At 48.8% G+C, this 20,382-nt stretch carries 18 protein-coding genes and 1 tRNA gene; 14 read left to right on the top strand and 5 right to left on the bottom strand.

Annotated features, from left to right (window positions below; genetic code table 11):
- Positions 1–24: 24 nt before the first annotated feature.
- Entirely contained in the window at positions 25–723 is a 699-nt protein-coding gene (locus NZM05_04235; GenBank protein ID MCS7012825.1) for a Crp/Fnr family transcriptional regulator, read from the top strand.
- A 106-nt stretch (positions 724–829) separates the two neighbouring features.
- On the opposite strand, the gene NZM05_04230 is transcribed toward NZM05_04235, so the two are convergent.
- Positions 830–1,024 (bottom strand): hypothetical protein, encoded by a 195-nt coding sequence (locus tag NZM05_04230; GenBank protein ID MCS7012824.1) that lies wholly within the window; start codon positions 1,022–1,024, stop codon positions 830–832.
- A gap of 8 nt (positions 1,025–1,032) precedes the next feature.
- On the opposite strand from NZM05_04230, the gene NZM05_04225 reads away from it, so the two are divergent.
- A complete protein-coding gene (locus tag NZM05_04225; GenBank protein ID MCS7012823.1) occupies positions 1,033–2,364 on the top strand; it encodes a TldD/PmbA family protein in 1,332 nt (443 codons plus the stop codon).
- 29 nt (positions 2,365–2,393) lie between these two features.
- Here the strand turns inward: NZM05_04225 and NZM05_04220 are convergent, their stop codons facing one another.
- Complete coding sequence (locus NZM05_04220; protein MCS7012822.1) at positions 2,394–3,791, bottom strand: cobaltochelatase subunit CobN; 1,398 nt, start codon at positions 3,789–3,791, stop codon at positions 2,394–2,396.
- A gap of 280 nt (positions 3,792–4,071) precedes the next feature.
- Between NZM05_04220 and NZM05_04215 the strand changes: the two genes are divergently transcribed.
- From NZM05_04215 to NZM05_04205, 3 genes are all read left to right on the top strand, one after another.
- Complete coding sequence (locus NZM05_04215; protein ID MCS7012821.1) at positions 4,072–5,403, top strand: dicarboxylate/amino acid:cation symporter; 1,332 nt, start codon at positions 4,072–4,074, stop codon at positions 5,401–5,403.
- A 233-nt stretch (positions 5,404–5,636) separates the two neighbouring features.
- The gene (gene rfbD, locus NZM05_04210; protein ID MCS7012820.1) at positions 5,637–6,551 is read left to right on the top strand and encodes a dTDP-4-dehydrorhamnose reductase; all 915 of its coding nucleotides are present in this window, start codon (positions 5,637–5,639) and stop codon (positions 6,549–6,551) included.
- Positions 6,552–6,718: 167 nt separating this feature from the next.
- Entirely contained in the window at positions 6,719–7,354 is a 636-nt protein-coding gene (locus NZM05_04205; protein ID MCS7012819.1) for a 2,3-bisphosphoglycerate-dependent phosphoglycerate mutase, read from the top strand.
- A 240-nt stretch (positions 7,355–7,594) separates the two neighbouring features.
- Here NZM05_04205 and NZM05_04200 read toward each other — a convergent pair whose 3' ends face one another.
- The 3 genes from NZM05_04200 to kdsA all read right to left on the bottom strand — a co-directional run bounded on the left by NZM05_04200 (position 7,595) and on the right by kdsA (position 10,242).
- Complete coding sequence (locus tag NZM05_04200) at positions 7,595–8,776, bottom strand: ATP-dependent 6-phosphofructokinase (GenBank protein MCS7012818.1); 1,182 nt, start codon at positions 8,774–8,776, stop codon at positions 7,595–7,597.
- Between the two features lie 72 nt (positions 8,777–8,848).
- Positions 8,849–9,415: an HAD-IIIA family hydrolase gene (locus NZM05_04195; protein ID MCS7012817.1), complete on the bottom strand. Its 567-nt coding sequence runs from the start codon at positions 9,413–9,415 to the stop codon at positions 8,849–8,851.
- A 5-nt stretch (positions 9,416–9,420) separates the two neighbouring features.
- Positions 9,421–10,242, bottom strand: a complete 822-nt coding sequence (gene kdsA / locus NZM05_04190) for a 3-deoxy-8-phosphooctulonate synthase (protein ID MCS7012816.1) — start codon at positions 10,240–10,242, stop codon at positions 9,421–9,423.
- Between the two features lie 199 nt (positions 10,243–10,441).
- On the opposite strand from kdsA, the gene NZM05_04185 reads away from it, so the two are divergent.
- The 9 genes from NZM05_04185 to NZM05_04145 all read left to right on the top strand — a co-directional run bounded on the left by NZM05_04185 (position 10,442) and on the right by NZM05_04145 (position 20,312).
- Positions 10,442–11,476, top strand: a complete 1,035-nt coding sequence (locus tag NZM05_04185) for a dipeptide ABC transporter ATP-binding protein (GenBank protein ID MCS7012815.1) — start codon at positions 10,442–10,444, stop codon at positions 11,474–11,476.
- Positions 11,477–11,513: 37 nt separating this feature from the next.
- Positions 11,514–13,334 carry a signal peptide peptidase SppA gene (gene sppA, locus NZM05_04180; GenBank protein MCS7012814.1) on the top strand — a complete coding sequence of 607 codons (1,821 nt, stop codon included), beginning with the start codon at positions 11,514–11,516 and terminating at the stop codon, positions 13,332–13,334.
- A gap of 11 nt (positions 13,335–13,345) precedes the next feature.
- Positions 13,346–14,263, top strand: coding sequence for a DUF58 domain-containing protein (locus NZM05_04175; protein ID MCS7012813.1), 918 nt, complete (start codon positions 13,346–13,348; stop codon positions 14,261–14,263).
- 146 nt (positions 14,264–14,409) lie between these two features.
- Positions 14,410–14,483, top strand: a tRNA-Val gene (locus NZM05_04170).
- Positions 14,484–14,548: 65 nt separating this feature from the next.
- A complete protein-coding gene (gene holA / locus NZM05_04165) occupies positions 14,549–15,619 on the top strand; it encodes a DNA polymerase III subunit delta (protein MCS7012812.1) in 1,071 nt (356 codons plus the stop codon).
- Positions 15,620–15,621: 2 nt separating this feature from the next.
- A complete protein-coding gene (locus NZM05_04160) occupies positions 15,622–16,491 on the top strand; it encodes a universal stress protein (GenBank protein ID MCS7012811.1) in 870 nt (289 codons plus the stop codon).
- 96 nt (positions 16,492–16,587) lie between these two features.
- Positions 16,588–18,378 carry an amino acid permease gene (locus tag NZM05_04155; protein ID MCS7012810.1) on the top strand — a complete coding sequence of 597 codons (1,791 nt, stop codon included), beginning with the start codon at positions 16,588–16,590 and terminating at the stop codon, positions 18,376–18,378.
- Positions 18,379–18,600: 222 nt separating this feature from the next.
- Complete coding sequence (gene hppD / locus NZM05_04150) at positions 18,601–19,719, top strand: 4-hydroxyphenylpyruvate dioxygenase (GenBank protein MCS7012809.1); 1,119 nt, start codon at positions 18,601–18,603, stop codon at positions 19,717–19,719.
- Positions 19,720–19,781: 62 nt separating this feature from the next.
- Positions 19,782–20,312, top strand: coding sequence for a TlpA family protein disulfide reductase (locus NZM05_04145; protein MCS7012808.1), 531 nt, complete (start codon positions 19,782–19,784; stop codon positions 20,310–20,312).
- The last annotated feature ends 70 nt before the right edge of the window (positions 20,313–20,382 follow it).

Below are 20,382 nucleotides of genomic sequence, written 5' to 3'. Positions count from 1 at the left end.
TGCTATAACAAAACTTTACCAGAGATGATGGATCAACGGGAACTGATTCGACAACTCGAGGAAGTCAGCATTTTCGAAGTCTTGGGTGAAAAAGAACTGGCGGATCTGGTTGCGCGAAGCCAAGTTATGACTTTCAAAAAAGATGATGTCATCATCTTTGAAAGTCAGGAAGGCAACTGCGTCTATGTGATTCTTGAAGGAATGGTCAAAATCAGCCGCACTAATGATGACTACAAGGAAGTCATTTTAGCAATATTGGGTGAAAAGGAATTCTTCGGTGAAATGTCGGTCATCGACGGTGCGACTCGGTCTGCCGATGCGGTTGCGCTATCCAAAGTCCAAGTCTTGCGCATTGATGGTAAGGTCTTTTTAGAGTTTGTTGAAAAATACCCCAAGTTAGCACTCGCGCTGCTACGCGAGCTGGTCTCACGACTGCGCAAGACAGATGGGCAAATCAAGAGCATCTCACTTGCCGATGCTGTCGGAAAGGTGGCATCTGTGATTGTGCGCTTAGCCAACGATGTGGGGCGAGTTCGTAAGGGGCGGGTCGAGATTGAAAACTTCGCCAGCCAGCAGGAAATCGCCAACTATGCGGCGACATCACGTGAAACAATTTCGCGCGTGCTGACTATGTTCGAGCGCGATGGTCTTATTGAGCGCGATATGAACAAAATCATTATCAATAACTTTGAAGAATTCAAGCGCAAGTTTGGCGAATTCTAAAGCCCCAATTTGAATCATTGCACCTCTGCACAGCAGCTTGCACCCACTTTTCTCTTCATCGCTTAGTTTGGCGTGCATTTGGCCTGCTATGCTTTTTCTTCTCAACTTAGCGCACTGCACCTGCACTCAGTGCAGCCACTTCAATTTGCATTTCACCGCTGAAGCTGTAAATTCGGCATCGGTTCTGCGTCCCCACATTTACGATTGTTACAGAGACGAATGGAGACACCTGTTCCTTAGTATGCGAAATGGCTTCGGCGAGTTTGATCACCTCAATGGTGAATTCAGTAACTCTAAACACACACTCAAATGGCGATTCTATCTAAGAGCGAAGCTGAAGCGCTTCTCAAAAAAGTCATCTCGTTCTCGAAGGCGGACGACATTGATGCTACGCTAAATGGTAGCATAGAAGGCAACATTCGCTACGCGCGCAATACCGTCACCACCAGCGGCTTGCAAGACACGCTGACGCTCACTGTGCAATCTCGCTTTGGCAAGAAAGTTGGCTCCGCCAGCATCAATGAATTTGATGATGCCTCCTTAGAGGCATGTGTGCGTCGCTCAGAAGAGCTGGCTCAGTTAGCGCCAGATAACCCCGAGACCATGCCTTCTTTGGAGCCGCAAACTTACTTAGAGGTCAAAGGCGCATTTGAATCTACCGAGAACATTACGCCAGAGTTCCGTGCAAAAGTTGCCGAAGACAGCATTGTGCCAGCTGCCGCTAAAAAGGTTACGGCTGCCGGCTTTTTTAACGACACAACGGGTTTCCAAGCTTTGATGAATCGGCGCGGACTTTTTGCTTACTACAAATACACCACGATGGATTTTTCTGTAACGATGCGCACCGAAGATGGCACAGGGTCTGGCTATGCTGTGCGCTCTTACAGCGATGTGCGAAAGTTTGATTCAGCCAAAGCTTCTAAAATTGCAATCGACAAAGCTTTGATGTCGCGTAATCCCCGCGCTCTCGAGCCCGGCAAATATACGGTGATTCTCGAACCTGCAGCGCTGGTTAGCACTGTTGATGCCAGTCTCTTAGGTGGTATGCTCTTTGCGATGGATGCGCGGCAAGCCGATGAAGGACGGAGTTTCTTTTCTAAGAAAGGCGGTGGCAACAAAATTGGCGAGCAAATTGTCGATGAGCGTGTTACGATTTATGCGGACCCACAGCACCCTGAAATCCCTTCCGCACCTTTTGTAGCTGATGGTCGCCCACGTGAAAAAATGATGCTGATTGAAAAAGGTGTCGTGAAAAATCTCTTCTACTCGCGCTACTGGGCTGAAAAGCAAGGTAAGAAAGCCGTTCCACCGCCCGGCGGCGTCATTATGGAAGGCACAAATGCGACTCTTGAAGACCTTATCAAAGACACCAAGCGTGGTATTCTGGTTACGCGTCTCTGGTATATTCGCCCTGTTGATCCTCAAACATTACTCTTTACTGGTCTCACACGTGATGGGACGTTTTACATTGAAAATGGCAAAATCAAGTATCCCGTTAAGAACTTCCGCTTCAATGAAAGCCCGATTATTATGCTCAATAACTTAGACGCAATAGGCAAGCCCGAGCGTATCGGCAATAGTCTTATTCCGCCTATTCGTGTGCGTGATTTCACCTTTACCAGCCTTTCAGATGCCGTATAAGGTGCACACTTGAAATCGTCGTAACCGCTCTAAGAGACGACTGCGCCTTCCAGTCGGTCTTCCAAATCGGCGTAAAGGTCGCGCAGTTTCTCGAGCATATCTGGGTCAGCCTGCCAGAGTCCTCGCCCAGCGGCTTCCAACAAGCGTCCTGTCATATTCTTCAAAGCCGCTGGGTTGAGCTTGAGCAGACGGTTGCGCATTGCCTCATCGAGCAAGTAGGTCTTGGCAGATTCATCAAACACCCACTTGTCTACTGCTTTTGCAGTTGCTGACCAACCCAAGAGGTAAGTAAATCGGCTGGAAATTTCTGCTGCGCCACTGGCTTCGTTTTTGAGCATTGTCTCAAACCATTTCGGGTTCAACAGTTTCGTGCGCACTTCCATTCGCAGTGTGGCTTCCAAGCTGCGCACCGTCGTCTCTGTTGTGAAGGACTCAATGTAGCTGACCTGCACCTGTCGATTGGTCCGATTTGCCACGGCTTGACGCAGTGCGCCTGACTCAGCAAAGTAATGCTGATGGTCAGTGATGCCGTATTCCACCGAATCAATTTCCTGAGAAATCCGCTCTACCTTTGACATCAGTGCATCTAACACAGCTGCACAGAGCTTGCCTTGCTTTGCGCCACCATATGCATAACCATTGCGCTTTACAAACATCTCGCCTAACTCTCTCTCTTCTTGCCATGAGCTATTTTCAATCATATCATCGACATAGTTACCATAGTCTCCTGGGCGCTGGGTGAATACACGTGCCGTTGCCTCCTCAAAACTGACGCGCCGTTCTAACATCAATTCTTGCACATGCTTTTTGATAAAGTTCATCTCGAGCGGTTCATCTGCTTGCGCCGCATCTTTTACAAGCCGATCTAAAAAGTCAATCTGCATTGCGAAAGTGTCACGAAAAATGCCTGAGGCAGTCATCAAAACATCAATGCGGGGTCGCCCCAGTTCGCTCAGTGGAATGAGCTTGTAGGCAGAAATCTTGCCGTGTGCATCTTTTTCGGGTCGTGCGCCCATCAAGGCAAGTGCTATTGCAATTGGCTCTCCTTTGGTCTTGATGGTATCCATTCCCCATAGCACTTGAGCAACCGTTTCAGGCAGCTTGCCCGACTCTTGATAGTGCGCATCTAAAAGTTTTTGTGCAATCATCTCCCCACGCTTCATTGCAAGGTCGGAAGGCACTCGCCATGGATCCATTGCGTGGATGTTGCGTCCTGTTGGCAACACACGTGCCCCATCACGAATCACATCGCCGCCGAATTGTGGAGCAATATAACCTCCATTTAGCCCGTTGATGAGCGCACGCAATTCTTCTTGATTGGTTAGTAGCTTGGAGAGCAGTGCTTTGCCCTCGTGCACGATATGAGCCAGTTGCTTTTGTTCCTCTGGCGAAAGGGGGCGCACCGGCTTTGCTGCATTGTCGTTCATAGCCAACTCCTTTGTAAATGTTTCTGTAACTGCTTGCGCTGCAGCGCATAGCGTAAGATACAAGAATGGAATAGTGTGCGCAACGCTCGCTAACCTTAGCTCTGCTTTGCTAGAGTAGTGCTGTGGCTGCTTTGCACCTCTATCACTCTAACATTTTGCCCAAAAGTGTTATACTCCAATTCTTGTGCACAATTTCTTTCAGCAAACACGAAACAGCGGTAAGAAACCGCATAAGCAAGCTGCTGAGAACATGGAGACACCAAAACCCAAAAAGTTCGCTTTGCACACCAAAATCTTTATTGGGCTAGCAGTTGGATTGCTAGCTGGGTTAATTGCGAATCTCTTTTTCCCAAATGATGAAACCGTTAGGTGGATTGCCAAAGAAGTTGCTTATCCAGTCGGGCAGATTTTCTTGCGCCTCATTTTTATGGTGATTGTGCCGCTGATTTTTTCTGCATTAGTCTTGGGTGTTGCGGACTTAGGCGATGTGAAGAAAATTGGACGAGTGGGCATTAAAACTTTGCTCTTTACCGTAGTGATTACTGCACTGGGGGTTGTGGTTGGCATCGTGCTGGTCAATCTTATTCAGCCCGGCGTCGGTCTTTCAGAAGAAAGCCGTAAGCTGCTGATGAGCACGCTTTCAAACAATCAGGCAGTTAGCAGCATTCTGACCAGCGCCAGTGAAAGCAAATCCTTTTCGCAAACGCTTTTGGACTTCATTCCTCGCAATCCTTTTGTAGAAGTTACCTTTTTTCTCGACCCGAACTATCGTGGTGGCGGCTTGATTGCAATTATGTTCTTTGCGCTCATTTTCGGCATTGCAATGACAATGTGCGCACCTGAACGCATTGAGCCGCTGACCAAAGTGCTGCAAGGCATTAATGATGCAGTTATGAAAATCATTGACCTTGCCATGCAGCTTGCCCCCTACGGCGTTGCGGCACTGATTTTTACCGCCACTTCGCAGCTTGGCTTTCAAATCATTGCTGTCTTAGCAAAGTATGTTTTTGTTGTGCTCTTTGCGCTAGCGTTCCACCAGTTTGTAACCTATGGAATTATCCTCAAGCTGGGCGCCAAACGTAACCCGATTGAATTTTTCAAGGGCATCGTAGAAGTGATGCTGACGGCTTTCTCTACCAGCTCATCTAATGCCACACTGCCTACTTCACTACGTGTCTCAGTTGAGACTCTGCGTATCAATCGCGACATTTCAAACTTTGTGCTTACCATTGGCTCAACCGCCAATCAAAATGGCACAGCGCTCTATGAAGGTATTACAGTGCTCTTTCTTGCTCAGTTCTATGGGATTGACCTTAGTCTGGGACAGCAAGTGCTGGTCGTGATGCTTGCAGTGTTAGCTGGGGTTGGCACTGCCGGTGTGCCCGGCGGCTCGCTGCCGTTGGTGGTGCTGGTCTTGCAGCAAGTTGGTGTGCCTGTCGAAGGGATTGGCGTTATCTTGGGCGTAGATAGAATTTTAGATATGAGCCGCACCGTTGTTAATGTAACAGGCGATATTACGCTGGCAGCATGGGTAGAATCTGCTGAACCAACCTACTCTCCCAAGAGTGTGCCACTTGCTACCCCTGTCGAGGTAGAAAATGAATCAGCCTGAAATTTGGGAATTGCAACACTGTAGCGGTCACGTTCTGCTCTCTTTCCAGCACTTCACCTTCCTTTTACCAGCCACATCGCATACCAACCTCAGCGAAATGAGTGGCTGTTGGACTTGCTTGCACATTATTGCCTCTGCTTCCTGCTTTAGCCGCACTAAACATTGCCTCGCAATTAGCGTAAGTGAGTTTGCGTATTTTTGCGACATGCAGTCGAAATTTTTCAGGCAGGTGAATGTATAAGCGTGTTCTCATAACGGGAGCTAACGGACTGGTCGGGCAAAAGTTAGTAGAGGTCTTTTCCAGAGACCGCCAGTTTGACCTTTTGGTCTGTGCCCGCCAGCCTGCACCGTATAATGCATTAGCGAGTTTCGGCTACCTTTCACTTGACATTACGCAACGTGGCGCGGTCAAAGAGCTTATCTGGAATTTTTCACCCGACTACATTATCAACGCTGCAGCCTTCACGGATGTCGACGCATGTGAGCGCGAAAAAGAACTCTCTTGGAAAGCAAATGTAACGGCGGTCGAGAATTTGCTTGCTGGCGCACGTTTGGTAGAAGCTTGCGTCGTGCAGATTTCAACTGATTATATCTTTGACGGTAAAGCCGGTCCTTACGACGAGACGGCCCTGCCTAATCCACTTAACTACTACGGTCGCGAAAAACTGGCTGCTGAGAATGCAGTGCGTGCCTCAGGTGAAAACTGGCTTATTGTGAGAACAAATGTAGTTTATGGTGTTGCACCCCGTGTTAAGAAAAACTTCGCTATTTGGCTGACGCAAGAGCTGAAAAATCGCCGCCCTGTCACGGTGGTTGATGACCAATACGGTAACCCCACGCTGGCTGACGACCTTGCTCGTGGCATCTACGAGCTGGTTCGCTGGGGCAAACGAGGCGTCTATCATATCGCCGGAGCCGATTACCTTTCTCGCTACGAGTTTGCTCTCAAGCTGGCTGAGGTTTTTGGCTTCGATAAATCGCTCATTACGCCTATCAAGACGGCAGACCTTAACCAATTAGCCCCCCGACCGTTGCAATCAGGCTTGATTACGATTAAAGCACAGTCCGAACTGGGTATCAACTTTTTAGGTGTAGAAGAAAGTCTGCGAATTTTCAAACATCAATTTATGGAAAGTGCTGCCGTCTAAGCCTCGACTGGCACCCTGCGTTAATCACTTGCATTGTTTCCTCAATTTTCTCCCCAATCCGCACCCTTTCTTTTCTGCGAAGGGTTCATTTGAAAAAAATGCGTAATTTGGCATTATAGCTAAGCTAACCCTGACAATTGCACACATCTGAAAAACGCTCTGCTCAAATGGCAAAACTTATTCTCGTCCGTCATGGCGAATCACAGTGGAACTTAGAAAACCGCTTCACAGGCTGGGTTGATGTGCCCCTAACAGATAAAGGTCGACGTGAAGCGCGTGAGGCCGGGGAAAAAATCAAACATATTCCTATTCACTTCGGCTATACATCTGTGCTTTACCGCGCCATTGAAACACACATTCTTGCCCTAACTGCTGCTGGACAAATTGACTGCGTGCCTACCTATTTCAACAAAGCTCTCAATGAACGCCACTATGGCGCCCTGCAAGGGCTTAACAAAGCAGAAACCGCAAAGAAATACGGAGAAGAGCAGGTTAAACTTTGGCGACGCAGTTACGACATTCCGCCACCTAACGATGTTACCGAACTCAATCCAGATGGCTACACAGAAAGTCTCAAAGACACAGCCGCCCGCGCTCTGCCATACTTCCACAAGGAAATCCTACCCAAAGTGCACGAAGGCAAAAACGTGTTAGTTTCTGCGCATGGCAATAGCCTACGCGCTATCGTGATGGAACTTGACCAGCTTACCAAAGAAGAGGTGCTTGAGCTAAACATTCCAAACGGTATTCCGATTGTCTATGAGTATGATGGCACGCGACTTGTCTCCAAGACAATGCTTTGATTTATGTCGTGTTATCAAACTCACAGAACTGCCCAAGCAACCAGCCGCAGGCACACTATGACGCCGTGATTTTATTGCGGCAGTGTGGTTTCCACAGTCTCGTGGATACAGTGTAACTGCAGTGCTCCTACCTCACTTCCGATTCTGACGTCGTCAGAATCATTCTCTCTCCTTCGTAGGGAGAGGCGTTAGGGGCGAGGTAGGGTTAGGTGCCTAATCTGCCTAATGCACCGCCCAGCACTAAGCCTGCTTAGATGTGTTTTCTTCAGGTTCGCCGAATGAAGTGCCTACGCACTTTGCTGCATGGATGAGGTCGTGGTCTAAGGGCACAAATTTGTTTTTACCTGCGACTTCAGCGATTGGGACGGAGACAATCTCGTTACCGCGCAGCGCTGCCATCTTTGCAAACTCGCCGCGCATCACCATATGCGCCGCATAGACGCCAAAGCGCGTCGAGAGCAATCGGTCAAAAGCAATTGGTGAGCCCCCTCGCTGCAAGTGCCCCAAGATGGTTACGCGCACTTCCAGACGCGGAATGAGTTGCTCGAGCTGGCTTGCCAGCTGCATTCCAACGCCCCCTAAGCGAATCTGGTCGAAGCTATCTTTTACAATTTTTTGCACCGTGAGCTCCCCACCGATTGGCTTCGCCCCTTCGGCAATCACGATAATCGTAAAACCTTTGCCTTGCTGATTACGACGGTCGCAAACTTTAGCAACGGTCTCGACAGAGTAGGGGATTTCAGGAATGAGAATCACGTCTGCGCCTCCTGCAACGCCGCCGTAAAGCGCAATCCACCCTGCGTATCGCCCCATCACCTCGATAATCATGACGCGGTGATGCGACATTGCCGTCGTATTGATGCGGTCAATAGCTTCGCAGACCACTTGCACGGCGCTGTGAAATCCAAATGTGAGGTCCGTTGCCATCAGGTCATTGTCAATTGTTTTGGGAATGCCTACAGTCGGCAAGCCCATATCGGTGAAACGTGCAGCCATGGACATCGTGCCATCGCCCCCGATTGCAACCAGTGCATCAATACCCAGTTTCTTCGCATCGGCTACAACTTTTTGGGAGACATCTTTGAATTCACCCGTTTCAGGCTGATACTGTCGGAATGGGTTGGCTTTATTCGATGTGCCCAAAATGGTGCCCCCCTTGTCAATGATACCTGACACGCTCCTTAGGTCCAGCTCGACATAGTCGTTTTCAATCATTCCGCGAAAGCCATCGCGGTAGCCAATCACCTTGACACCATAGACATTGATGAGCGTCTTGACAAGGGCGCGCAGTGTTGGATTAAGCCCAGAGCAATCTCCCCCACTTGTGAGCACGCCAACCGTCTTGACTTTTCTGCCATCCGCTGCTTGTGGTGATGCAAAGGAGTGGGCTTTCTCTGGTGTGGATAAAACTGCGGACTCCATACTGCCTGCAAATTTGGTTGTTGGTTCTGCCTATCAAGATACGAAAAGAGGCTGCAGCCGTGAAATTTGGCCTCAGCGATAAAGTTCGCCATACTGCCATTTGCCTTGTTCGACTAGCGTCAGTTCAATCACGTCGCGCACACACCCTTTACCGCCCTCGAAGGCAGATACATAGCCTACATTGTAACGCAATGCTTCAATGCCGTTGAGCGGCGTTGCTGAAAAGCCAACCTTCTTCAGGATTGGCAGGTCATCGTAATCATCACCAATGTAAAGACATTCCTCGTCAGTTACGCCATAGAGCATCTTAATTTCTTCGTAAGTCTCCAGCTTATTGCGAATGCCTAAATAGACATCGGTTACACCGAGTTCAATCATTCGGCGCATGGTTGCTTTCGAGGGACGTGTGGAAATCACCACAACCCTCAGACCTTGCGCCAGCGCTTCTTTAATCGCAAAGCCATCACGGGCAAAAAATGTGCGAATTTCATCACCCGACTCTGTGTAATTGATATGGCCATCCGTCAGCACACCGTCGACGGTCAAGATGATAATTCGAATTTGCTTTAGTGCTTCTCGGTAGCGTTTGTAACGTTCTTGTTCATCTATTGCTGGTACGGGTACGCCCATGAACTCCATAGTTGCTATGCGAGTTTGACTTTAAAGGTTCTAGACAGTTCGAAAAGCGCTTTCAGCTCACGTGCAAGCGGTTCAAATTGTCTCAGCGGCACTTGTGTTGCGGCATCAGACTTTGCAGCAGGCGGATTGGGGTGCACCTCCATAAACACGCCAGAGACGCCTACGGCTACTGCAGCACGCGCTAGGGCGGGAATAAACCGTCTTTCACCGGCTGACACTCCGTTACCTGCACTCGGTAGCTGAACACTATGCGTGGCATCGAAGACAACTGGCAAACCCGTCTCACGCATAATCGGCAAGGAACGATAATCCACTACCAGATTGTGATACCCGAAACTGGCGCCGCGCTCTGTGAGCATCACCTTTCGATTGCCTGTTGCCAGCACTTTCTCCGCTGCTTGATGCATATCGCCAGGCGCCATAAACTGCCCCTTCTTGATATTGACGGCTTTGCCTGTTTTTCCTGCAGCCTGCAGAAGCTCCGTCTGGCGCGACAGGAAGGCAGGGATTTGCAACACATCGACATAGCCTGCTGCTAACTCTGCTTCTTCAACCGAGTGCACATCCGTTAGCACGGGCAACGCAAGGCTTTCTTTCACCTCACGCAAAATCCGAAGCGCTGCCTCATCGCCGATGCCTGTGAAGGACTTCACAGAGGTGCGGTTGGCTTTTTTGTAGGACGCCTTAAAAATCAGCCCGACCCCAACTTTCTCTGCAGCTTGCTTCAACTTTTCTGCAGTTCGCATCACCAAGTCTCGGCTTTCTACCACGCACGGACCAGCGATGAAAAACAGCTCATTTGGGTCACCAATCTTGAGTGCATCAATGTAAAATGAAGTGCTTTTCACGGGTGTGTTTAGTCTAAACTGCAAATCTAATTCACCGTTCGCAAATTTCAAGACTCTGAGCGTGACGGCTTATCAGCAAGAATTTGCTCTTCACCACATTGGAGCCAAACCGCAAGATTTCTCTTATGCAATATGCTCGCTATCGTGTATTTTGCTTCTGAGCATTTCTATGAAAGCTATGTCAGTGCCTTCAGCGCCAGTGTCCGACCAAGATGCTTTGCTCGTCGTTAGGAATCTCAAGACTTACTTTCCAGTCCGCAAAGGCTTTTTTTCAAAAGTGGTCGGCTATGTTAAAGCCGTCGATGATGTGTCGTTTGTGATTCGACGTGGTGAGACGCTTGGATTAGTTGGCGAATCTGGATGCGGCAAAACTACCTTAGGGCGAAGTCTCTTGCGTCTTATTGAGCCGACCAGCGGTGAAGTCTTCTTCAACGGTCAGAACATTCTCAAAATGGAGCGGTCTTTGCTTCGCCAGATTCGCAAGGAGATGCAAATTATCTTTCAAGATCCGTTTAGTTCGCTCAACCCACGCCTTACGGTTGGGCAAATGCTTACTGAAGTCTTGCAAGTGCATCAGCTTGCCGAAGGGGCAGCAGCTGAAAAGAGAGCCGCAGAGTTGCTGGAGCAAGTCGGTCTGTCGCGTGAGTATTTGAACCGCTACCCACACGAATTTTCAGGTGGTCAGCGGCAGCGCTTAGGTATTGCGCGCGCATTGGCTGTGGAGCCGAAATTTATCGTCTGCGATGAACCCGTTTCAGCCTTAGATGTCTCAATTCAATCGCAAATCATTAATCTCTTACAGGATTTGCAGAAATCATTGGGGCTCACATACCTCTTCATTGCGCACGACCTTTCCGTAGTGGAGCACATCTCTGACCGCGTCGCTGTGATGTATCTAGGCAAAATTGTGGAGATAGCCCCTTGCGAGCAACTCTATCGCCAGCCTAAGCATCCATACACGGAAGCGCTGCTTTCAGCCGTGCCAATTCCGAACCCAAATGTCAAGCGAAAGAGAATTGTGCTTACAGGCGATATTCCCAGTCCTATCAATGTGCCCAGTGGATGCGCTTTTCACCCACGCTGTCACAAAGCAGAGGCACGCTGCCAGCATATTGCACCCACCTTGCACACTATCCAGAGCGACACCGCGCATTCTGTTAGCTGTTTGCTGTATGAGTCTTCTTTTCTTGTGCAAGAAAATGCACGCACATAAATTTTGCGAAATGAAATCTAACGCCTCAATCTAGACTATGCCTGAACAGAAAAAGCCCAGTGGCTCACGCCGCATCACGCTCGTTCTTCTTTTGTTGCTACTGATTATCAGTGCAATTGTCATTTTTCGTGCCTTGCAGCCCCAAAGTCGCATTCCTGAAAAGGCAGTCTTAATGTTAGAAGTAAGAGGGCCGCTGCCCGAGCGCATTTTCATTGATGCTCCACCGTTTGATGCCCCCTTCGGTTCATCACAGCCTCTTCCAACTTTTCAGAGCATTTTGCGTGCTCTTCACCGCGCCAAAAGTGATGCACGCATCAGACTCGTTGTGCTTAACATTTCTAATCTTTCTGCCTCATTCTCAAAAATCGCCGAGCTTCGTGAAGCTGTTGAAGCAGCTCGTCAGTCTGGCAAAGAAGTTTGGGCATACCTGCGTGGCGGGAGCGACAAAGAATACTACCTTGCAACTGCTTGCAATAAAATCTACGTCGAGCCCTACAGTGTGCTCATCATTGACGGACTCAGTTTTGAGAGCCTCTACTTTAAGACCGCGCTGGAAAAAGTGGGCATTGAAGTAGAAGCTATCCGACGGGGCAAATACAAAAGTGCGGTTGAGCAATTTACGCGTGATAGCCAAAGCGATGCTGACCGCGAGCAAGATGAAGCCATACTTGACGCATTTGACAAGGCATACGTTCAAGCAATTGCAAAGGGTCGGAATTTGTCGGAAAGTGAAGTGCGCCAGCTCATTAACGATGTCGCATATTTTTCAGAGAACGCATTTGTGAGCGCTAAGCTAGCGGACAGCGTAACTTATATGAATGATTTGAAAGAGCGTCTTAAATCACAGCTCGGCATCTCGGACGACGACGAAGAGATTTTCATTGACCTTTCTGATTATGCTCAAGAGACGCGGGAAAAGACAGGTGAGAAAATCGCGGTGGTCTATGTGCAGGGCGGCATTGTCGACGGCAAAGGTGCGCCACAACCTGACGGCAATGACAACACAGGCGACTCTCCTATCACCAAAGCTCTCGAAGATGCCAGAGAAGACGAAAGCATCAAAGCGATTATTCTCCGTGTTGACAGCCCTGGCGGCTCTGTTACTGCCTCTGAGAAAATGGCACAAGCCATTCTCAAAGCCAAAGCAAAAAAACCAGTGGTCGTCTCTATGTCAGGCGTTGCTGCATCGGGTGGCTATTGGATTTCAGCTGATGGAAACAAAATCCTTGCACATCCCCTTACCATTACGGGCTCCATTGGCATTTTCGCACTCAAACCCAACCTCAAAAAGTTGCAAGATGAAATTGGCTTGAAGCGCCAAGTGCTTCTGCGTGGCAAATACGCCGATGCGTACAATCTCTTTGAGAAACTTTCGCCTGAAGCCTACCAAAAAGTCGATGCGCTGATTAACGAAGGTTACCAGCGCTTTCTTTCTCGTGTGGCAAACGGACGGAATATGACGACTGCTGCAGTCGACAGCATTGCGCAGGGACGAGTTTGGATCGGTGAGACCGCTAAGAACCTCGGACTTGTCGACGAACTGGGTGGATTTTACCGTGCCGTCGATATTGCCAAAGAACTGGCAGGCATTCAACCCGAGACCAGCGTCCAGTTTGTAGAATATCCCAAGCGCAAGAGCTTCTTTGACCTTCTTTTCGGTGAAGATGATGATAGCGATGCACAAGCTCAATTGTATGAATGGCTCAAGGCCGCTTTTCGGCGAGAAATGTATCTGGAACTTTTCCTCAGCCCAGTGGCTGCCGAGGAAGCACAGCGCTGGCGAAATGCACTCACTGAAATGCTGCGCTCACCTTTGACACTTATGGCGCGTCTGCCACGAGAGATTATCGTCAAATAGCGTCCACTGGCGTGCAAGACTATCGCAAATATCTGCAACCTGAGGTGGTCTCGCGCTTAGGCTCTATTGAGCTGAAAGCTAAAATGATTGTCGAAGGCTTCATCACTGGGTTGCATAAAAGCCCTTATCACGGGTTCAGCGTAGAGTTTGCGGAGCACCGTCAATACACCTTTGGCGATGAACCGCGCCACATTGATTGGCGCGTCTATGGACGAACTGGCAAGTATTACATCAAGCAGTATGAAGAAGAGACCAACCTACGCTGCTACATTTTGCTCGACCAATCCAGCTCAATGTCATTTCACTCCTCCAAGAGCCTTTTGCCCAAAGTTGAGTATGCAAGTTACATTGCCGCTGCTCTAACGCTTTTGATGATGGGGCAGCGTGATGCGGTCAGCCTTGCCACATACAGCAATACACTTCATACATTTCTGCCACCTAGTCTCAAGCCCTCACACCAAAATCTCATTTTGCAGACGCTGCATCAGACCAGCCAAGCTACACAGCAGGCACGCCATCAAACTACAGACACCTCAGCCGCTCTGAAAGACTTTGCAAAGCACCTTAGCAAACGCAGCTTGATTATTCTGCTGAGCGACTTTTGGGACACGCCAGAAAAGGTGGCGGCTGCCCTCAAACACTTCCAGCACCAGCATAATGAGGTGCTTGCCTTCCACATCCTTGACCCTAAGGAAAAGACCTTTGATTTCGCCACAGATGTAGAAGTTATTGACCTTGAAACTGGTGAGCGACTCTTCACCAGTCCGCGCCAACTGCAAGCAGCTTACCAAGCTGCTCTGCAAGCTCGCACCCGCACACTTCAGCAAGCATTAGTCGACAGTGGAATTGATTACGTGGCTATTGACACAGCTCAGCCCTTCGATATTGCCTTACTTGCATATCTCAAAAAGCGGCATCGCATCTTCTAAGTCGCCGCACTCTGTATTACTGTTGGCTGCACTTGACCACCCTGAATCTCTGAGCTATGCAGCTCAGATTGCTTGAAACTTTTCTGGCGCTACTTCGATTTTGAAGTTTGCATTGCAGGCAATATATTTCTCGTTGCATCAAGAATGGGCAATTAGCTCAGCTGGTTAGAGCGTTCGCTTCACACGCGAAAGGTCACTAGTTCGAATCTAGTATTGCCCACAACCCCCAGTGTCTTCTTTCAAATGCACGTGCTACTGCGTATCTTGCCATAAAGCATCGTAACTGTGTCAAGACACGCCTCTCTCTCCGATTTCGATAGACTGTTTCAGAAGAAAAAGCTCGAGCCTATTTACTTCTTCTTTGGCGAAGAGGATTTTCTTATTGAGGAAGCCCTCAGCGCACTTAAAAGTGCCCTGTTTAGTAGTGAGCTGGAGCAAGCTGCAAATACCGTAGTGCTCTACGGTCCAGACATCAGCTTAGGCACGATTGTCTCAGTAGCCTCAGAATATTCAATGTTTTCTGAGCGACGTCTGGTCATTGTGCGCCAGTTTGAGAAAGTGCGCAAGGAATCCAGCAAGGACAAGCAAGCAGCGCACCTCACGGAGTTCTTGCGTTACTTACAAGACCCCTTGCCTACGACCACGCTGGTGCTTGTTGCAGGTGCGCTCGACAGGCAGGAGCTGAAAAAAGAGCCTTTCATGTGGCTTGAAAAGATGAGCTACGAATTTGCGCCACTAAAATCAGGGGCAGAGTTTGCCGAGCAATATGCTGCACGCTTAGGTTGGCGACTCACTCCTGAAGCAGCCCGCAACCTTGACATCTTCGTCGGCAATTCCACTCGCGAACTGGGCAGCGAAATTCAAAAAATTATCAACTATGTGGGTTCTCGGAACGATCGAACCATCACTGGTCAAGATGTACTGAATGTTGTGGCGGTGCTCAAAGAGTATGACGTATTTGCCTTGCAAAAAGCTATCGCCGAGCGAGATTTACGCCAAGCCTCAGGCATTGCGCTCAAAATTTTGGAAAAGGAAGGTACTCTGATGCCTATCATCAACTACTTTGCCGCTTTTTTTACCAAGCTCTGGAAACTTAAATCACCAGCCGTGTTGCGAATGAATGACCAAGATGCTGCAAAGGAAATTGGGCTTTTCGGTGGGCAGATTTACTTCCTTAAAGAGTATCGGCGGTATGCAGAAGTCTTTTCCATCAGCGACATTGAGCGGGCCCTGCTGGCTTTGCACAAAGCTGATTTAGCGCTTAAAGGCATCACGCCTCAGCTCGATGAACCACTTTTGACGCTGGATCTCATTCAGAAATTGGTCTCGAACACTCAAACCCTGACAGAACCTTGACTATGCAACAAGCGGTGGTTCGAAACATTCTCTGCCCAGTGGATTTTTCGCCGCAATCGCAAGCGGTTGTGGAGCATGCAACCAAAGTTGCAGAGATTTTTAATTCCAAAATCACGATCCTCAATGTGGTCGATGACCTTGCACCAGAGTATGCTCCCTATCGTAAATCCAGCAGCGACATCTCAATGCTCCGTCGCACCTTGGAGCAAGATTCGCAGAATCGAATGAAAATGCATATTCAGCCACGATTGCGCACAGCTCAATCGGTTGCGATGCTGACTGCATTCGGTAAGCCCACGGAGATGATTACGCGCATTGGTAAAGAGCAACATGCGGGTCTAATTATGATGGCGACGCGCAGTATGGGCATTACCAACCAGTTCATTTTAGGCAGCACAACTTACCGCATTATTCGCACTGCACCTTGTCCTCTAATGGTCTTTTCTCGCCCTGAGCAAAAGTTTCGTCCGATTCGGTTACTTTTCCCCACCGATTTTTCTGAGCTTTCACAACAAGCCCTGCCCTACCTCTTCAAGTTTGCCAAAGAGTATGATTCCGATGTGCATCTTGTGCACTTCCGCCAAGTGCAAAGCACCCTAACCCGTGACCCCAAGCTCGAGATGGATGCACTGAAACGCACCGCCACACTCAATGGACTTAAGCGACTTTTTGTGAATGACCACATTGAAGGTATTACGCCGGGCGGAGCAATTTTGAAGTATGCCAAAGAACATGCAATTGATCTCATCATTCTTTCGGCGCACGGCGCAAGCGGGTTCAAACAGTTTTTCTTAGGCACTACGGCAGTAGAAGTTTCCAGCCGCAGCGAATGCCCTGTACTGGTTGTGCGCAAAATTGACTGGTCGCTTTAAATGCCCTATCTTATGCATCGCCGCCGCTGCACTCTCAACACTGACGTACAGCCTACGCAAAAGGCTGCGTAAGGCGAAAAACTTATTTCCTGAGATATGCTGAATCACTCGCTCTTTCGCAAAAAAACAATTCAACAGATTCGACACGACATAGAAAATGGCTTTGGAGATAGCGAGCCAGCACACTCACTTGTTAAAGCATTAGGGGTCTTTGACCTCACCATGTTAGGCATTGCTGCCGTCGTCGGTGCAGGGGTGTTTTCTACCATTGGCAATGCAGCGTATTCTGGTGGTCCCGCTGTTTCATTGCTCTTTGTCTTTACAGCTATTGCCTGCGGTTTTTCGGTGCTCTGCTATGCTGAGTTTGCCTCTCTCATTCCAGTTTCTGGCTCGGCTTACACATATGCATATGCTGCTTTTGGCGAACTCTTTGCGTGGGTAATTGGCTGGGGACTGATTATGGAATACGTTGTCGGCAACATCGTCGTCGCAATTTCGTGGAGCGACTACTTCACAGGCTTGCTGGCTGGCTACGGTATTCACATTCCTGATTACCTCTGTATGGATTACTTCACTGCCTCAGAAGCCGCTGCCAAAGTAGAAGCAGAGCTTGCGAAAGGTGTTTCAATAGACGCTCTGAAAAACAATCTAGACTTTGCTACCGCATTAGATGGCTACACGGCCTGGATAAGCGCCCCGCAGATTGGCAACTTCCGTTTGATATGTGACCTACCCGCCTTCTTTATCAACGCCATTATTACTGCTATTGTCTATATCGGCATTAAGGAATCACGCACTACAACGAACATTATGGTATTCCTGAAAGTGGGTATTGTGCTTTTGGTGGTAGTGCTGGGTGCTTTTTATGTCAATCCAGATAATTGGCGTCCTTTCGCTCCAAACGGTCTTTCAGGCGTGATGCAGGGTGTGTCTGCTGTGTTCTTTGCCTATATCGGCTTTGATGCGATTTCTACCACTGCAGAGGAATGCAAAGATGCTCAGCGAGATCTGCCACGTGGAATGATTTACTCGCTGCTTATTTGCACACTGCTCTACATTGCTGTTGCGCTTGTGCTCACAGGAATGAGCAATCACAAGCTGCTCAATGTGGGCGACCCCTTAGCTTTTGTTTTCGGTCCTGAAGGCGCCAACCTGCAGTGGGTTTCTGGTCTGGTTGCCTTCAGCGCCGTGATTGCAATGGCGTCTGTGATGCTGGTCTTTCAACTCGGGCAACCGCGCATTTGGATGGCGATGAGCCGTGATGGTCTTCTACCCAAGCGTTTTGCCAAAATTCATCCACGATTCAAAACCCCTTCATTTTCTACTATTGTTACAGGTCTCCTTGTTGGGATTCCTTCACTTTTTGCAAATATGACTGTCGTGACAGACCTCACCAGCATCGGCACCCTTTTTGCGTTTCTCTTGGTTTCAAGCGGCGTGATGGTGCTGGAAAAGTCAGAGCCACTTATCCAGCGCAAGTTCAAGATTCCATTTGTGAATGGCAAATACCTCGTGCCACTTATTGTCATCGCTATTTGGTGCTCGGTGGCAGTCTTTAATTGGCAAGGATTTCAGGCGTTCTTCACAATTGGGCAAACCAATGAATCGCTCTGGACAGAGATAGGACACCGCATACCGCTAACGCTCTACGCAATTGGCACCATTATTCTGGCTTACTACTGCTACATGCGAGAATTTTCCCTTATCCCCGCCCTTGCTGTGCTTTCGGTTGGCTATTTGATGACCGAATTGGGCACGGCCAACTGGATTCGCTTCGCACTTTGGGTTGCTTTCGGCCTTGCAATTTATTTCTTATACGGCTACCGCCGCAGTCACTTGCGTCATACTCTGCAGCCTGCTCCAACGCCTACGAACAGTGCCACCTGACTTATTCCTCACGCAAAGGGTGTAGACTGATGAATCGGTGCAAAGCTGTTTAGCCTGTGCCACTCTTGGAGCGCTTTGCTCCACTTTTTTCTCATAGAAATGAAGGCAGGCTACTTAATTGTGAGGCGTCCAATCGATTCTTTGCTCCCCACGCCGCAAGCCTATTTCCTAAACTTTTTGCTAAATTCTGCAGCACTTTTGCTAATACAAAATCCAACGGTTATGCAAGTTCTCGAACAATACACCACCCTTGCATCCAATCAAGCGCTGCAGCTTAGCGACTTTGACCACATTGAGTTCTATGTAGGCAATGCCAAACAAGCGGCGCATTATTACCGCACGCTTTTCGGGTTTCGCATCACAGCTTATGCTGGACCAGAAACTGGGGAGCGTGAAAAGGCATCCTATCTCCTCGAGCAGGGCAAAATTCGCTTTGTGCTTACCTCCCCACTTTCACCTGACTCCGAAATCGCTGAACACATCAAGCGGCACGGGGATGGCGTGCGCGACATTGCCTTCGAGGTCGGCGATGCCACTCGGGTGTACGAACAAGTCGTTGCTCGGGGTGCGGAAAGTGTGCTGCCGCCCACTACCTACTCTGATGAACACGGCACGCTCATTCGTGCTACGGTTCGCACATTTGGCGACACGGTGCATAGCTTCATTGAGCGAAAAAATTACCGAGCGTTTTTACCGCGCTTTGTTGCTCGCCAACCTGAGGCGACTTCACCTGTTGGTCTAAGAGCGATTGACCATATCGTCGGCAATGTAGACTGGAATCAGATGGAAACGTGGGTGAAATTCTATGAGCGCGTTTTTGATTTCCACCAATTCCAAAGCTTTGACGACAAAGACATTTCAACGGAGTTTTCTGCTTTGCGTTCCAAAGTAATGACCAATGCCACGGAGCGAATTAAAATTCCTATCAATGAACCTGCAGAGGGGAAAAAGCGCTCTCAGATTGAAGAGTATATTCAGTTTTATCGTGGTGCAGGGGTTCAGCATATTGCGATGCTTACAGACGACATTCTTCACACCGTTAAGGAAATGCGTGCACGCGGGGTAGAGTTTATTAGCGTGCCAGATGCATACTACGATACGCTGCTCGAGCGCGTGCCTGAGGTGCGTGAACCGCTGTCAGAGCTGAAAGCCCAGCACATCTTGGTTGACAAAGATGAGTATGGCTATATGCTGCAGATTTTTACTAAGCCTGTGCAAGATCGTCCAACGCTCTTTTATGAGATAATTCAGCGGCGTGGCTCAAAGAGCTTCGGTAAAGGCAACTTCAAAGCACTCTTTGAAGCCATTGAGCGTGACCAAGCTGCGCGTGGAAATCTCTGATTAACTTCTTGCGCACACTTTCGTTAAAAGCGTCAATGAATGTAACCTAAACACCACTCACAATGAAGCTCTTCATCTTGCCTGCTTTGCTTGTTGCAATTGTAGCGACGGGACCGACTCGCGTTCGGAATACTGGTGTGCCCGCTTCGCCAGACTTGTCGGTATCAGCGGCACCAGCACCGAATTTTACGCTTGAGACCCTCGACGGCAAAAAGGTCAGCCTTTCGGACTTCAAAGGCAAAGGTGTGATTCTCAATTTTTGGGCAACTTGGTGTCCACCATGCCGTGCTGAAATTCCTGATATGATTGAGTTACAAAAAGCCTATCAAGACAAATTTACCTTCATCGGCATTGTAATTAACGACCGAGCCGAGAAGGTTGCTGCATTTGTCAAAGCACAAGGTATGAACTATCCTGTCGTGATGGGCGATGAAAAGGTGATTAGCGATTATGGTAAGTTCGTAGAGGGCGGTCAAATTCGCGGTATTCCCACCTCGTTTGTAATTAACAGAAAAGGTGAAATTATTGAAGCATTTGTCGGCGCACGCGACAAGCGCACGTTTGAAGCAGCAATTCAGCGCGCAATTCAGTAGGCGACAGCAGACCATTTTCTCACACCTTAGGCAACCCATTTGGCGTTGCCTTTTTCTTTTCAAGGATAGA

The sequence above is a fragment of the Chloroherpetonaceae bacterium genome (assembly GCA_025056565.1).
Lineage (GTDB): Bacteria > Bacteroidota > Chlorobiia > Chlorobiales > Thermochlorobacteraceae > Thermochlorobacter.
Note: the sequence above shows the minus strand (reverse complement) of the source record. Positions and strands in the feature narration are given on the sequence as shown.